Origin of the sequence: Achromobacter sp. E1, from assembly GCF_037039475.1 — a bacterium.
GTDB lineage: Bacteria > Pseudomonadota > Gammaproteobacteria > Burkholderiales > Burkholderiaceae_B > Achromobacter > Achromobacter mucicolens.
Map to the genome: position 1 here is coordinate 1281832 of NZ_CP146253.1, position 12608 is coordinate 1294439.

14 protein-coding genes are annotated in these 12608 nt (G+C 64.3%); 11 read left to right on the plus strand and 3 right to left on the minus strand.

Annotated elements, in window-relative coordinates:
• The first annotated feature begins 37 nt into the window (after positions 1-37).
• The 4 genes from V6V88_RS05850 to V6V88_RS05865 all read left to right on the plus strand — a co-directional run bounded on the left by V6V88_RS05850 (position 38) and on the right by V6V88_RS05865 (position 4506).
• Positions 38-1837, plus strand: a complete 1800-nt coding sequence (locus tag V6V88_RS05850) for a gamma-glutamyltransferase family protein (RefSeq protein ID WP_062840501.1) — start codon at positions 38-40, stop codon at positions 1835-1837.
• Positions 1838-1927: 90 nt separating this feature from the next.
• Positions 1928-2902 (plus strand): diacylglycerol kinase family protein, encoded by a 975-nt coding sequence (locus V6V88_RS05855; RefSeq protein WP_062840502.1) that lies wholly within the window; start codon positions 1928-1930, stop codon positions 2900-2902.
• Positions 2899-3690 (plus strand): metallophosphoesterase, encoded by a 792-nt coding sequence (locus V6V88_RS05860; protein ID WP_062840503.1) that lies wholly within the window; start codon positions 2899-2901, stop codon positions 3688-3690. Before V6V88_RS05855 ends, V6V88_RS05860 begins: the two co-directional genes overlap by 4 nt.
• 48 nt (positions 3691-3738) lie before the next feature.
• Positions 3739-4506 (plus strand): phosphatase PAP2 family protein, encoded by a 768-nt coding sequence (locus V6V88_RS05865; RefSeq protein WP_062840504.1) that lies wholly within the window; start codon positions 3739-3741, stop codon positions 4504-4506.
• Here the strand turns inward: V6V88_RS05865 and V6V88_RS05870 are convergent.
• From V6V88_RS05870 to V6V88_RS05880, 3 genes are read right to left on the minus strand one after another with little or no spacing between them, the layout of a single operon-like run.
• Entirely contained in the window at positions 4477-4911 is a 435-nt protein-coding gene (locus V6V88_RS05870; RefSeq protein ID WP_338618350.1) for an NAD(P)-binding domain-containing protein, read from the minus strand. The two genes, V6V88_RS05865 and V6V88_RS05870, sit on opposite strands and share 30 nt — an antisense overlap.
• Complete coding sequence (locus tag V6V88_RS05875; protein ID WP_056321704.1) at positions 4908-5351, minus strand: PaaI family thioesterase; 444 nt, start codon at positions 5349-5351, stop codon at positions 4908-4910. Before V6V88_RS05875 ends, V6V88_RS05870 begins: the two co-directional genes overlap by 4 nt.
• Complete coding sequence (locus V6V88_RS05880) at positions 5348-5962, minus strand: TetR/AcrR family transcriptional regulator (protein WP_062840507.1); 615 nt, start codon at positions 5960-5962, stop codon at positions 5348-5350. Before V6V88_RS05880 ends, V6V88_RS05875 begins: the two co-directional genes overlap by 4 nt.
• Positions 5963-6419: 457 nt before the next feature.
• Between V6V88_RS05880 and V6V88_RS05885 the strand changes: the two genes are divergently transcribed.
• The 7 genes from V6V88_RS05885 (at position 6420) to nuoF (ending at position 12593) form a co-directional block, all read left to right on the plus strand.
• Positions 6420-7547, plus strand: a complete 1128-nt coding sequence (locus tag V6V88_RS05885) for a porin (protein WP_062840508.1) — start codon at positions 6420-6422, stop codon at positions 7545-7547.
• A gap of 294 nt (positions 7548-7841) precedes the next feature.
• Positions 7842-8201 carry an NADH-quinone oxidoreductase subunit A gene (locus V6V88_RS05890; protein ID WP_006217959.1) on the plus strand — a complete coding sequence of 120 codons (360 nt, stop codon included), beginning with the start codon at positions 7842-7844 and terminating at the stop codon, positions 8199-8201.
• A gap of 39 nt (positions 8202-8240) precedes the next feature.
• Positions 8241-8717, plus strand: coding sequence for an NADH-quinone oxidoreductase subunit B (locus tag V6V88_RS05895; RefSeq protein ID WP_006217960.1), 477 nt, complete (start codon positions 8241-8243; stop codon positions 8715-8717).
• A gap of 79 nt (positions 8718-8796) precedes the next feature.
• Positions 8797-9423 (plus strand): NADH-quinone oxidoreductase subunit C, encoded by a 627-nt coding sequence (locus V6V88_RS05900; protein WP_062840509.1) that lies wholly within the window; start codon positions 8797-8799, stop codon positions 9421-9423.
• Between the two features lie 3 nt (positions 9424-9426).
• Entirely contained in the window at positions 9427-10683 is a 1257-nt protein-coding gene (locus V6V88_RS05905) for an NADH-quinone oxidoreductase subunit D (RefSeq protein WP_062840510.1), read from the plus strand.
• 51 nt (positions 10684-10734) lie between these two features.
• Entirely contained in the window at positions 10735-11229 is a 495-nt protein-coding gene (nuoE, locus tag V6V88_RS05910) for an NADH-quinone oxidoreductase subunit NuoE (RefSeq protein ID WP_056321718.1), read from the plus strand.
• A complete protein-coding gene (gene nuoF, locus V6V88_RS05915; protein WP_056321720.1) occupies positions 11226-12593 on the plus strand; it encodes an NADH-quinone oxidoreductase subunit NuoF in 1368 nt (455 codons plus the stop codon). Before nuoE ends, nuoF begins: the two co-directional genes overlap by 4 nt.
• Positions 12594-12608 lie beyond the last annotated feature (15 nt).

Consider the following 12608-nt stretch of genomic DNA (forward strand, 5'->3'; position numbering starts at 1 on the left):
ACGGGCGTCAGACACCCCTCCCACTTCAGGACCCACCATGTTTACGACTCGCCCGGAAATCCTCGGCACCTTCGGTGTCGTGACGTCCACCCATTGGCTGGCCAGCGCGGCTGGCATGTCGCTGCTGGAGCGCGGCGGCAATGCGTTCGATGCCTGCGTCGCCTCGGCGTTCGTGCTGCAGGTGGTCGAGCCTCATCTGGTCGGCCCTGCCGGCGAAGTGCCCGCGGTGTTCTATTCCGCCCGCACCGGCAAGGTCGAGGTGCTGTGCGGGCAGGGCACCACGCCCGCCGCCGCCACGCTCGAACGCTACCGCGCCGAAGGGCTGAAGCTCATCCCCGGCAACGGCCTGCTCGCGACCGTGATTCCGGGCGCGTTCGACGCCTGGATGCTGCTGCTGCGCGACCACGGCACGATGCGGGTGCGCGACGTGCTTGAGCCCGCCATCTATTACGCCGAGCACGGCCATGCGCTGATGCCGCGCATCTCAAACACCATCGCTGGCCTGAAAGACTTCTTCGAGACGCACTGGCCGACGACCGCCCAAGTCTACGTGCCGGGCGGGCAGGTGCCGCAGGCCCGCAAGCTGTTTCGCAATCCGGCGCTGGCCCGCACCTGGACCCGCGTCCTCAAAGCCGCCGAAGGCGCCGGCGCCGACCGCGACCGCCAGATCGAGGCCGCGCGCGATGCGTTCTACCGCGGCTTCATCGCCGAGGAGATCGACCGCTTCGCCCGCAACACCGACGTCATGGACGAAAGCGGCACGACCCACCGCGGCGTCATCACCGCCGACGACTTGGCCGGCTGGTCCGCCAGCTATGACAAGCCGGTGACTTACGACTATCACGGCCACACGGTCGCCAAGGCGGGCGCCTGGAGCCAGGGGCCGGTCTTTCTGCAGACCCTCGCCATCCTGAAGGACATGGACCTGGCGGGCGTCGGTCCCACCAGCGCCGAGTTCATCCATCGCGTCACCGAGGCCATGAAGCTCGCCTTTGCCGACCGCGAAGCGTATTACGGCGACCCCGCGTTCATCGACGTGCCGCTGGCCCATCTGCTGTCCGACGCGTACAACGCCGAACGCCGCCAGCTGATCGGGGAGGGCGCGTCTCGCGACCTGCTGCCCGGCCAGGTGCCCGGCTTCGAGGCGCAGGTGGCGCGGGTCATGGACACCCTGGAACGGCTGTCGCCGGTCACCGCGCCCGGCAGCGCCACGAACGAACCGACGCTTGCCGACATGCGCGCCTCGGCCAAGCGCGGCGACACCACGCACGTGGACGTGATCGACCGCTGGGGCAACATGATCTCGGCCACGCCGTCGGGCGGCTGGTTCCAGTCCTCGCCGGTCATCCCCGAACTGGGCTTCGGCCTGAACACCCGCGCCCAGATGTTCTGGCTGGAAGAAGGTTTGCCCGGCACGCTGGCGCCGGGCAAGCGCCCGCGCACCACGCTGACCCCGTCGCTGGCGCTGCGCGACGGCAAACCCTACCTGGCGTTCGGCACGCCGGGCGGCGATCAGCAGGAGCAATGGCAGCTCCTGTTCTTCCTGCGTCACGTGCATCACGGCCTGAACCTGCAGGAAGCCATCGACCTGCCCATGTCGCACACCATGCACTTTCCCACCTCGTTCTATCCCCGTGACCGCAAGCCGGGCCATCTCGCGCTGGAGGCCAGCTTCGGTGCCGAGGTCATCGAGGCCCTGCGCCAGCGCGGGCACCAGATCGAGGAAGTGCCCGAATGGTCGGTCGGCCGGCTGACCGCGGCCTCGCGCGATCCGGATGGACTGCTGCATGCGGCCGCGACGCCGCGCCTGATGCAGGCGTACGCCATCGGGCGTTGATCGGTTGCACGCACGCTTGCTTACAAAGCGTGCGTGCCCTCGCTTCGCCGCGTCTTGCGGCGCTTTGCCCGCTTAGGGTATGTTTGTCGCATGACGCCATCCGAGCAGAGCCCGGCAACAGCGGCTCGACCCCTCACGGGAACAGAACCCTTATTCATCGTCCTCAATAAAGGATCGGGGCGCGGCGACGCGCAGGTCCTGCAGGACACCATCCGGCACATCCTCGACGAGGCCGGGCGGCGCTACGAACTCATGCCGGTCGACGATCCGTCGCGGCTGTCGGACGTGGCGCGCCAGGCGGTCAAGCGCGCGCAGGACGAACAGGGCGTCGTCATCGCTGCGGGCGGCGACGGTACGCTCAATGCCGTGGCGGGCGCGGTGCTGGGACAAGGCGTGCCCTTCGGCATCCTGCCGCAAGGCACCTTCAACTACTTCGGCCGCACCTACGGCATTTCGCAAGAGACAGACGTTGCGCTGCGCGGCTTCCTGCAAGGCTCCATCCGGCCGGTGCAGGTCGGCCTGCTGAACGGCCGCCTGTTCCTCGTGAACGCCAGCCTTGGTTTGTATCCGCAACTGCTGGAAGACCGCGAAGCCTACAAACAGCGCTACGGCCGCCGGCGCTGGGTCGCGCTGTGGTCGGGCCTGGTCACGCTGTGGCGCCAACCGCGCCAGCTTGGCCTGCAGCTGGAATTCGAAGGCAAGTCGCGCAGCTTGACGTCGCCGACGCTGGTGGTGGGCAACAACAAACTGCAGCTTGAACATATCGGCATCGAAAACGACGGGCTCGATCGGAACCAACTGGTCGCCATGGCGGCGCGGCCCGTCGGCACGCTGGCGCTCTATGGCCTGCTGGTGCGGGGCCTGCTAAGCCGGCTGGGCGACGCTGAGAACGTGATCAATTTCGCGTTCGATAAGCTCACGGTGGGGGTGCGAGGGCGCCGCCGGGTCAAGGTGGCGATGGACGGCGAAATCTCCTGGATGGACACGCCGCTCGAATTCAAGGTGGCGAGCGATCGCCTGCCCCTCGTGGTACCGGCGGATCCCGAGTTGCTGGACCGCTCATGACGCGGATCCTGCATCTGTCCGACACCCATTTCGGCACCGAGCGCAAGGCGGTCATCGAAGCCGTGCTGGACCTGGCGCGGCAACTGTCGCCCGATCTCGTGGTCCTCAGCGGCGACATCACCCAGCGCGCGCGCCGCAGCCAGTTCGCCGCCGCACGCCGTTTCATCGAGCGCCTGGCGCTGCCCGTGCTGGCGGTGCCCGGCAACCACGATATCCCGCTGTTCAACGTGTTTCTGCGGGTGCTCAATCCGTACGGCAACTACAAGCGCGCGCTCGGACCAATCCTCGAACCCGTGTTCGAAAACGACGGCGTCCTGGCAATCGGTGTGAACACCACGCGGCCAAGGCGCCACAAGGACGGCGAGATCTCCGATGCCCAGATCACCCGCGTCGCCCAGCGGCTGCGCCAGGCACGGCCGGGGCAGTTGCGGATCGTCGTTGCGCACCATCCGGTGCGCGCCAAGGTCGAATCCGACCTGTCCAACCTGCTGATCGGCCGCGAGCGCGCGCTCGCGGCGTGGGCGCAGGCGGGCGTCGACCTGGTGCTGGGCGGTCACATACACTTGCCCTACGTGCTGCCGCTGACCGCGCCGACCGGGCCGGCCGGCTGGATCGTCCAGGCCGGAACCACCTGTTCGCACCGCGTCCGGGGCACCGTGCCCAATTCGCTGGGCGTGATCACCCGCACCGAAGAGGACGGCCAGCAGGTCTGCCACGTCGAGCGCTGGGACTACGCGGCCGGCGCAAACGCGTTCGCACCCGTCGACAAGACGCTGGTCTCGCTGTAGTAGTGCGCGCGCTCGTTCGCGCGATTTTCTCTTTTTGTTGGTTCAAACATGACCGATGTCTACGCGGCATGGGCCGCGGCCCATGCCTTCTTGTTGTTTATCGCGCTGCCGCTGCTGGCCGGCGGCGCGGCGCTGCTGTTCATGCGGTGCCATGGCCGGTTGTCCCGCAATGGCCGCGCCGCGCTGTTTTGCGGTCTGGCAGGCGTGTCGTTCGTTCTGTTTCTCACGTTGGCCCTGGCTGTCGAGAGCCGTGGCGCCGTGGTGCAGTTCGACGGCGCGCTGGCCGATGCGCTCAGCATGTCCATGTCCACGTCGATGCTGTGGCTGCTGTCCTGGATCACGTATCTGGGCGACCGCAACCTGCTCACGGTCGTCGCCGTGCTGATGACGATCGCGCTGTTATGGCGCGGACTGTGGCAGCTTGCGCTCTTTTGCGCTATCGCGACCGGCCTGAACGGCGCGCTCAACTGGCTGTTCAAGCACACCTTCGAACGCGTGCGCCCCGATCACGACCACGGCTATGCCATGGCGACCGGCTGGAGTTTTCCCAGCGGCCACGCGTCCGCCGCCATGGCCGTGTACGGCACGGCGTGCTACCTGATGTGGCGGTTTTCCCCGCCCGCGTGGCGCCTGCCCTGCGTGGCGTTCATGGCCGCGCTCATCATGGCCATCGGCCTTAGCCGAATCCTCTTGCAGGTGCATTTCGCGAGCGACGTCGTGGCCGGGTTTGCCGTCAGCCTCGGTTGGCTGGTTCTCTGCGTGGCGGCCGTCGAGCGGTTGCACGTGTCAGGCCGGTGGGTTCAGCGCGTCCAGTAAGCGAGCCTCCACGCCAGCCGAATCGCACGTTTGCAGCGGCGCGCAGGCATAACGTCCGCCCGCGCTGGCAATGGCGCGGTCCAGCTGCCGCATCCGGTCGGCCGGCGGCGGATCCAGGTCGATGATCAGCTTGCCGGCAATGGGCGCCGTGACCTGCCCGTCGCTGAAGCGTTCGAGCGTGCGGTCGATCTCGCGCTCGCGGGGCAGGGCCAGCACGATGGTGTCGGATTCCGCCAGGGCTTCGCGCGCCGACGTCGCCAGCGTCGCGTTGCCGCGGAAAGCCTCGCAGCGGTCCGCCTCGATGTCATAAAGCGTCAGCGCAATGTCGGGATCGGCGGCCAGCAGCCGCCGCGCAGCCAGCGTGCCGATCCTGCCCATGCCGACGATGCTGACGCGCGAACTCATGGCTTGGGCACCGACCACGTGCTCACGATATGGGCGACCGGCTCGTCCGAGCCTTCTCCCGTCAGCACGACCTCTCCCGCGCTTAGCCGGCCCACCTTCAGCAGGCGCGCATGGGCATGGATGGCGCCCGCCGGGCTCTTGCGCAGGAAATTGATGGTAAGGCTGGCCGTGACTGCATGCGCCTGGCCAGTGGCGCCGACCACCGCCGCATACATGGCCAGGTCGGCAAGCCCCATCAGCATCGGTCCGGCCACGATGCCGCCTAGCCGCTGGTGCGTGTCCCGGGCGGGCAGCACGGCGTGCGCCGTGCCGTGGCCGATGTGCAGCACATCGATGCCCAGCAGCATCGAGAACGGGTGCTGGTCGGCCAGCAGCACGTGAAAGTCGGCAAGGCTGATCAGCGGCGCATGGCCGTTGGCGGCTAGGGCGGTTGCGGTCATCGTTGTTCCAGGGCGAGGCAATAGTTGTCCAGCAGCGCGTCGGCCTGCTGGCCCAGGGATTTGAGACGGCGCGTGTGCAGCAGCAGCAACAGCCCCATCAGGTAGGTGAACACATTCATCTGCTCGGCCTGCACGGCCTCGCCGCGCCAGCCTTTCGTGCGCGACAACGCCTGGCCGATGAGATCGATGGATTGCCGCAACCGGGAGTTGAGCTTCTCGTCCATGTCGCGGCCCAATCCGCGCGGTCCCAGTCCCTGGAACAGGTACAGCCCCAGGGAAAAATCCGTGCGCCGCTCGGCGTAATAACCGAAGAACGCGCGGATCACGCCGCGCGCGGCCGATTCCGGCGCTTCAGCCTTTTCGGCCTGCTCCAGATGCGCGTGCAGCCGCTGCAGCGATTCGTCCAGCAGTTCGCCATAAAGCGCTTCCTTGCCCGCAAACCACGGGTAGATGGCGCCTGTCGTGCAGCCGGCTTCCTTAGCAATCGCCCGGATCGTCGTTTTTTCAAGACCGTCGCGCTCGAAGACGCGCTGCGCGGCATCCAGGATGATCTGCCGGCGCAGCGCGCTGAGTCGTTCGTTTCTGTCGGCGCGAGGGGAGGGTATGGACATGGGGCTGGGGCGTCTGTTCGATGCCACCGATCATATCGACGATTTTTATTAATAACAATGTTATCCGGCCGGGACTTGGCTACGATGATCAGCAGGGCCGGCGTCATCGCGGCCGCCTCCGTTTTTCGCCGGATGGCCGCCGGATCCGTGAAGAAAGTTGCGCGACAAATGGGTTTTGCAATTGCCCGGAAAATTGGGGGCAGGGCCGAAAGTCGCATGGTTGCGCGCTCGGGCTTTTCGGTAAGGGAAAGCCCTAGCGTTGCCGGGCAGGCATCAGCGGGATGTTGCAACTTCCCAACAAGCCTGTCGCAAACCTGCACTTTTCTGATGCCGACCATAGCCAGCCCCCCCGATTTTTGATGCAATAGCGTCAACTTCCCTTCGCGGAGTTAGGGGGGCGGCAGGCTGGTTTGCTGGATTGCTGCTCTTGTCACTCAAATCAACGGAGATTTCTTAAATGAAAAAGACTCTGCTCGCTGCCGCCCTGCTCGCCGGTTTCGCCGGTGTCGCCCAGGCAGAAACGTCTGTCACCCTGTACGGCATCATCGACACGGGCCTCGGCTACAACAAGATCAGCGGCGGTACTGATGCCCAAAACGGCAGCCGTTTTGGCATGATCAACGGCGTCCAGAACGGTTCGCGCTGGGGTCTGCGTGGTTCGGAAGATCTGGGTGACGGCCTGCGCGCTGTTTTCCAACTGGAATCGGGCTTCAACTCGGGTAACGGCAGCTCCGCCCAAGGTGGTCGTCTGTTCGGCCGTCAAGCCACCGTCGGTCTGGCCAGCGACAGCTGGGGTCAACTGGACTTCGGTCGTCAAACCAACATCGCGTCGAAGTACTTCGGCTCGATCGATCCGTTCGGCGCTGGCTTCGGTCAAGCCAACATCGGCGTTAGCATGAGCGCTGCTAACACGCAACGCTACGACAACATGGTCATGTATCAGACCCCGTCGTTCAGCGGCTTCCAGTTCGGCGTTGGCTACTCGTTCAGCGCTGACGACACCAAGGGTTCGGAAACCGGCTTCAAGACCGCCGACAACACCCGCGCCATCACGACCGGTCTGCGCTACGTCAACGGCCCGCTGAACGTCGCTCTGTCGTACGACCAGCTGAACGCCTCGAACCGTCTGCCGACCGAATCGACCGACGCCACCCCGCGTATGTACGCCATCGGCGGTTCGTACGACTTTGAAGTCGTGAAGCTGGCTCTGGCCTACGCTCGCACGACCGACGGTTGGTTCGCCGGCCAAGGCACCGCCACCAGCACCATCGGTGGTGGCTCGAGCTCCGTGAACTTCGGCAACAACCTGTTTGCTGACGGCTTCAAGGCTAACTCGTACCTGGTTGGTCTGTCGGCCCCGATCGGCGGCGCTTCGAAGGTCTTCGGTTCGTGGCAGCGTGTTGATCCGTCGAACGACAAGCTGACGGGTGATGATTCCAACATGAACATCTACTCGCTGGGCTACACCTACGACCTGTCCAAGCGCACCAACCTGTACGCTTACGGTTCGTACGCCACGAACTACGCGTTCCTGAACGACCTGAAGTCGACCGCTGTCGGCGTCGGTGTCCGTCACCGCTTCTAATCCAACGCAGGGCGCAAGCCCTGCCTGGATTTAAAGCAAAGTCGAACGGGCCTCGGCCCGTTCGCATAAACCACCCTTTTGGGGGTGGTTTTTTTTCGTCTGCTGACTGAATTCGTGCATACTACGGCTTCGTGCTCATCAAGCCGTGTATCCTGCGAAGTGCGCCGACGAAAGCTGCGATTGTTCCATTTGAGGAATGCAGTCTTTCGCCTGCTATTCAAGCTACAGAGTTCAGCCGGAAGTAACCGCGCGAATGCTACAATCCTAAGGTTTGCGCATTTGACGGACGCCTGAATGAACCTGCAACAGTATTTTCCCGTCCTGCTGTTTATCGTAGTGGCCACCCTTATCGGGTTCGCGCTTCTAACGGCCGGCTCCCTCCTTGGTCCGCGGCGTCCTTACGCTGAGAAGCTCTCGCCTTACGAGTGCGGCTTCGAAGCGTTTGAAGATGCTCGCATGAAGTTTGACGTGCGCTACTACCTGGTGGCGATCCTGTTCATTCTTTTCGACCTGGAAATCGCGTTCCTGTTTCCGTGGGCCATCGCCCAGGGCACCGTCGGACTCGTCGGTTTCTGGACGGTCATGGTTTTCCTCGCCGTGTTGACCGTCGGCTTCATCTACGAATGGAAAAAGGGCGCGCTGGATTGGGAGTGACCTCCGGGTTCATTTCACAGCACGCTATCAGAGACGAATATGGCTATAGACGGCATTCTCAAGCAAGGGTTCATCACCACCAGCGCCGACAAGTTCCTGAACTGGGCGAAGACCGGTTCGATGTGGCCCATGACCTTTGGTCTGGCCTGTTGCGCGGTTGAGATGATGCATGCGGGCGCGGCCCGCTACGACCTGGACCAGTTCGGCATCATCTTCCGGCCCAGTCCTCGCCAGTCCGATCTCATGATCGTGGCCGGCACCTTGTGCAACAAGATGGCGCCGGCGCTGCGCAAGGTCTACGACCAGATGCCCGAGCCGCGCTGGGTGGTTTCCATGGGCTCCTGTGCCAATGGCGGCGGCTACTACCACTACTCGTATTCGGTGGTCCGTGGCTGCGATCGCATCGTACCGGTAGACGTCTACGTGCCGGGCTGCCCGCCCACGGCCGAGGCGCTGGTCTACGGCTTGCTGCAAATGCAGAACAAGATCCGTCTGACCAACACGATTGCGCGCTGATGCTTCGTCCGGTTCGTCGGCAGGCCTTGCCGCCGCGAACCTTGCGAAACCAGCGTATCGGTTCACCTAAGCGTACAAGATGATGACCAGGCTCGAATCCCTGAAAAACAATTTGCAGACCACCCTCGGCGCGGACATCGCGCTGACCGAGGCGCTGGGCGAGCTGACGCTCGAAGTGCCCGCGGAGCAGTGGTTCTCCGTCTGCAACAAGCTGCGCACCGAAGCCGGCCTGCGCTTTGAAACCTGTATCGACCTCTGCGGCGTCGACTACCTGACCTGGGGCAACGGCACGCGTCAGCTGCCCGAGGAAACGAACGCCCGCATCCACCGCTCGCGCTACGCTGTCGTGGCGCACCTGCTCTCGATCGAGAACAACTGGCGGCTGCGCGTGCGCACCTGGGCGCCCGACGACGAGTTTCCCATGGTTGCCTCGCTGATCGAGTGCTGGCCCGCGGTCGGCTGGTTCGAGCGCGAAGCCTTCGACCTGTACGGCATTGTCTTCGAAGGCCACCCGGACCTGCGCCGCATCCTGACCGACTACGGCTTCATCGGCCATCCCTTCCGCAAGGACTTCCCGCTGTCGGGCACCGTCGAAATGCGCTACGACCCCGAACAACGGCGCGTCATTTACCAGCCGGTCACGATCGATCCGCGCGAGATCACCCCGCGCGTGGTGCGCGAAGACACCTACGGCATGGGGCGTTGAATCATGGCAGACATCAAGAACTACACCCTGAACTTCGGTCCTCAACACCCGGCCGCGCACGGCGTGCTGCGCCTGGTGCTCGAGCTTGACGGCGAAGTCATCCAGCGCGCCGACCCGCATATCGGCCTGCTGCATCGCGCCACCGAAAAGCTGGCCGAACACAAGACCTACATCCAGGCGCTGCCCTACATGGACCGCCTGGATTACGTGTCCATGATGTGCAACGAGCACGCCTACGTCATGGCCATCGAAAAGCTGCTGGGCGTCGAAGCCCCGCTGCGCGCGCAGTACATCCGCGTGATGTTCGATGAAATCACCCGCCTCTTGAACCACCTGATGTCGCTGGGTTCGCACGCGCTCGACGTGGGCGCCATGGCGGTGTTCCTGTATGCCTTCCGTGAACGCGAAGACCTGATGGACTGCTACGAAGCGGTGTCGGGCGCGCGCATGCACGCGGCCTACTACCGTCCGGGCGGCGTCTACCGCGACCTGCCGGATTCCATGCCGCAGTACGGCGACTCCAGCAAGTACCGTGGCGACAAGGAAATCCGCGCCATGAACGACGCGCGTTCGGGCTCGCTGCTGGATTTCATCGAAGACTTCACCAACCGTTTCCCGGCCTGCGTCGACGAGTACGAAACGCTGCTCACCGACAACCGTATCTGGAAGCAGCGTCTGGTCGGCATCGGCGTGGTCGATCCCGATCGCGCCAAGGCGCTGGGCTTCACTGGCCCGATGCTGCGTGGTTCGGGCGTCGCATGGGACCTGCGCAAGACGCAGCCCTACGAAGTCTACGACCTGCTTGATTTCGACATCCCCGTGGGTGTCAACGGCGATTGCTACGACCGCTATCTGGTCCGCGTCGCCGAGATGCGCCAGAGCAACCGCATCATCCGCCAGTGCGTGGAATGGCTGCGCAACAATCCCGGCCCGGTCATGATCGAGAATCACAAGATCGCCCCGCCGTCGCGCACCGCCATGAAGACCAACATGGAAGAGCTGATCCATCACTTCAAGCTCTTCACCGAAGGTTTCCATGTGCCCCCGGGGGAGGCATACGCCTCGGTCGAGCATCCGAAGGGCGAATTCGGCATCTATCTGGTGTCCGACGGCGCCAACAAGCCCTACCGCCTGAAGATTCGGGCGCCCGGCTTTGTCCACCTGCAATCGCTGGATGAAATGTCGCGCGGCCACATGATCGCCGACGCCGTCACCATCATTGGCACGCAGGACATCGTTTTCGGCGAGATCGATCGCTGATCATCCGCCCCAGACAGTCACGAGCACGCCCGCATAACCCGGATTCAAACTATGCTGCTTTCCGAACAGGCCTACCAGAAAATCGACCGTGAACTGGCCAAGTTCCCGGCCGACCAGCGGCAGTCCGCCATCATGGCCTCGCTTGCCATCGCGCAAGAAGAGAAGGGCTGGTTGGCTACCGAAGTCATCGAAGACGTGGCCAACTACATTGGCGTTCCGCCCATCGCGGTCCAGGAAGTCGCCACGTTCTACAACATGTTCGACGTCAAGCCCGTCGGCAAGAACAAGATCGCCGTCTGCACGAACCTGCCCTGTGCCTTGCGCGATGGCGACCGTGCCGGCGAATACCTCAAGCGCAAGCTGGGCGTCGACTACCGCCAGACCACCGAAGACGGCCAGTTCACCCTGGTCGAAGGCGAGTGCATGGGCGCCTGCGGCGACTCTCCCGTGCTGATCGTGAACAACAAGCATATGTGCGTGCGCATGACCGACGAGAAGCTGGACGCGCTGGTCGCGGCCCTCAAGCAGCAAGGAGAGTCGGCATGAATGCGCCTGACCTGTACAAGCAGTTCGCGCAGGGGCTGGACCCCAACCCCCTGAACGACCTGTCCAACTCGATGTGCCTGCACGGCCGGCACATGCAGCCCCAGATCATGGCCGACGTCGACGGCGCCAACTGGCGCCTGGCCGACTACGTCAAGCGCGGCGGCTACGAAGCCCTGAAAAAGATCCTCACCACCGGCATGAAGCCGGAAGACGTGATCGCCGAGGTCAAGGCGTCGGGTCTGCGCGGCCGTGGCGGCGCGGGCTTCCCGACCGGTCTGAAGTGGAGCTTCATGCCGCGCGCCTTCCCCGGCCAGAAGTACCTCGTCTGCAACTCCGACGAAGGCGAACCGGGCACGTTCAAGGATCGCGACATCCTGCGCTTCAATCCGCACATCGTGATTGAAGGCATGGCGATCGCGGCCTACGCCATGGGCATCAGCGTCGGCTACAACTACATCCACGGCGAAATCTTCGAAGTCTACGAGCGCTTCGAAGAAGCCCTGGAAGAAGCGCGCGCCGCCGGTTTCCTGGGCGATCGCCTGTTCGGTTCCGACTTCAGCTTCCAGCTGCACGCGTTCCACGGTTACGGCGCCTACATCTGCGGCGAAGAAACCGCGCTGCTGGAGTCGCTGGAAGGCAAGAAGGGCCAGCCGCGCTTCAAGCCGCCGTTCCCGGCCAGCTTCGGCCTGTACGGCAAGCCCACCACGATCAACAACACGGAAACGTTTGCGGCGGTACCGTGGATCATCCGCAACGGCGGCCAGGCCTACCTGGAAGTCGGCAAGCCGAACAACGGCGGCACCAAGCTGTTCTCGATCACCGGCGACGTCGAACGTCCCGGCAACTACGAGATCCCGCTGGGCACCCCGTTCTCGACCCTGCTGGAACTGGCAGGCGGCATGCGCGGCGGCAAGAAGCTGAAGGCGGTCATTCCCGGCGGCTCGAGCGCCCCGGTCCTGCCCGCCGACATCATGATGGAATGCACGATGGACTATGACTCCATCGCCAAGGCCGGCTCGATGCTCGGCTCCGGCGCGGTGATCGTCATGGACGAGACGCGTTGCATGGTCAAGTCGCTGCTGCGTCTGTCGTACTTCTATTTCGAAGAAAGCTGCGGCCAGTGCACGCCGTGCCGCGAAGGCACCGGCTGGCTGTACCGCATGGTGCACCGCATCGAGAACGGTCAAGGCCGTCCGGAAGATCTGGAGCTGCTGGACAACGTGGCCGCCAACATCATGGGCCGCACCATCTGCGCCCTCGGTGACGCCGCCGCCATGCCCGTACGTGGCTTCCTCAAGCATTTTCGCGACGAATTCGCGCACCACATCGAGCACAAGTCTTGTGTGGTCCCGCAATATCTGTAGGTCTCAGGAACAGCA

Bases quoted from the DNA above. Each gene is read 5' to 3' on its own strand.
- nuoE (WP_056321718.1), top strand. From the start codon at position 10,735: ATGCTGCTTTCCGAACAGGCCTACCAGAAAATCGACCGTGAACTGGCC.
- V6V88_RS05885 (WP_062840508.1), top strand. From the start codon at position 6,420: ATGAAAAAGACTCTGCTCGCTGCCGCCCTGCTCGCCGGTTTCGCCGGT.
- V6V88_RS05905 (WP_062840510.1), top strand. From the start codon at position 9,427: ATGGCAGACATCAAGAACTACACCCTGAACTTCGGTCCTCAACACCCG.
- V6V88_RS05865 (WP_062840504.1), top strand. From the start codon at position 3,739: ATGACCGATGTCTACGCGGCATGGGCCGCGGCCCATGCCTTCTTGTTG.
- V6V88_RS05890 (WP_006217959.1), top strand. From the start codon at position 7,842: ATGAACCTGCAACAGTATTTTCCCGTCCTGCTGTTTATCGTAGTGGCC.
- nuoF (WP_056321720.1), top strand. From the start codon at position 11,226: ATGAATGCGCCTGACCTGTACAAGCAGTTCGCGCAGGGGCTGGACCCC.
- V6V88_RS05855 (WP_062840502.1), top strand. From the start codon at position 1,928: ATGACGCCATCCGAGCAGAGCCCGGCAACAGCGGCTCGACCCCTCACG.
- V6V88_RS05860 (WP_062840503.1), top strand. From the start codon at position 2,899: ATGACGCGGATCCTGCATCTGTCCGACACCCATTTCGGCACCGAGCGC.
- V6V88_RS05850 (WP_062840501.1), top strand. From the start codon at position 38: ATGTTTACGACTCGCCCGGAAATCCTCGGCACCTTCGGTGTCGTGACG.
- V6V88_RS05880 (WP_062840507.1), bottom strand. From the start codon at position 5,962: ATGTCCATACCCTCCCCTCGCGCCGACAGAAACGAACGACTCAGCGCG.
- V6V88_RS05900 (WP_062840509.1), top strand. From the start codon at position 8,797: ATGATGACCAGGCTCGAATCCCTGAAAAACAATTTGCAGACCACCCTC.
- V6V88_RS05870 (WP_338618350.1), bottom strand. From the start codon at position 4,911: ATGAGTTCGCGCGTCAGCATCGTCGGCATGGGCAGGATCGGCACGCTG.
- V6V88_RS05895 (WP_006217960.1), top strand. From the start codon at position 8,241: ATGGCTATAGACGGCATTCTCAAGCAAGGGTTCATCACCACCAGCGCC.
- V6V88_RS05875 (WP_056321704.1), bottom strand. From the start codon at position 5,351: ATGACCGCAACCGCCCTAGCCGCCAACGGCCATGCGCCGCTGATCAGC.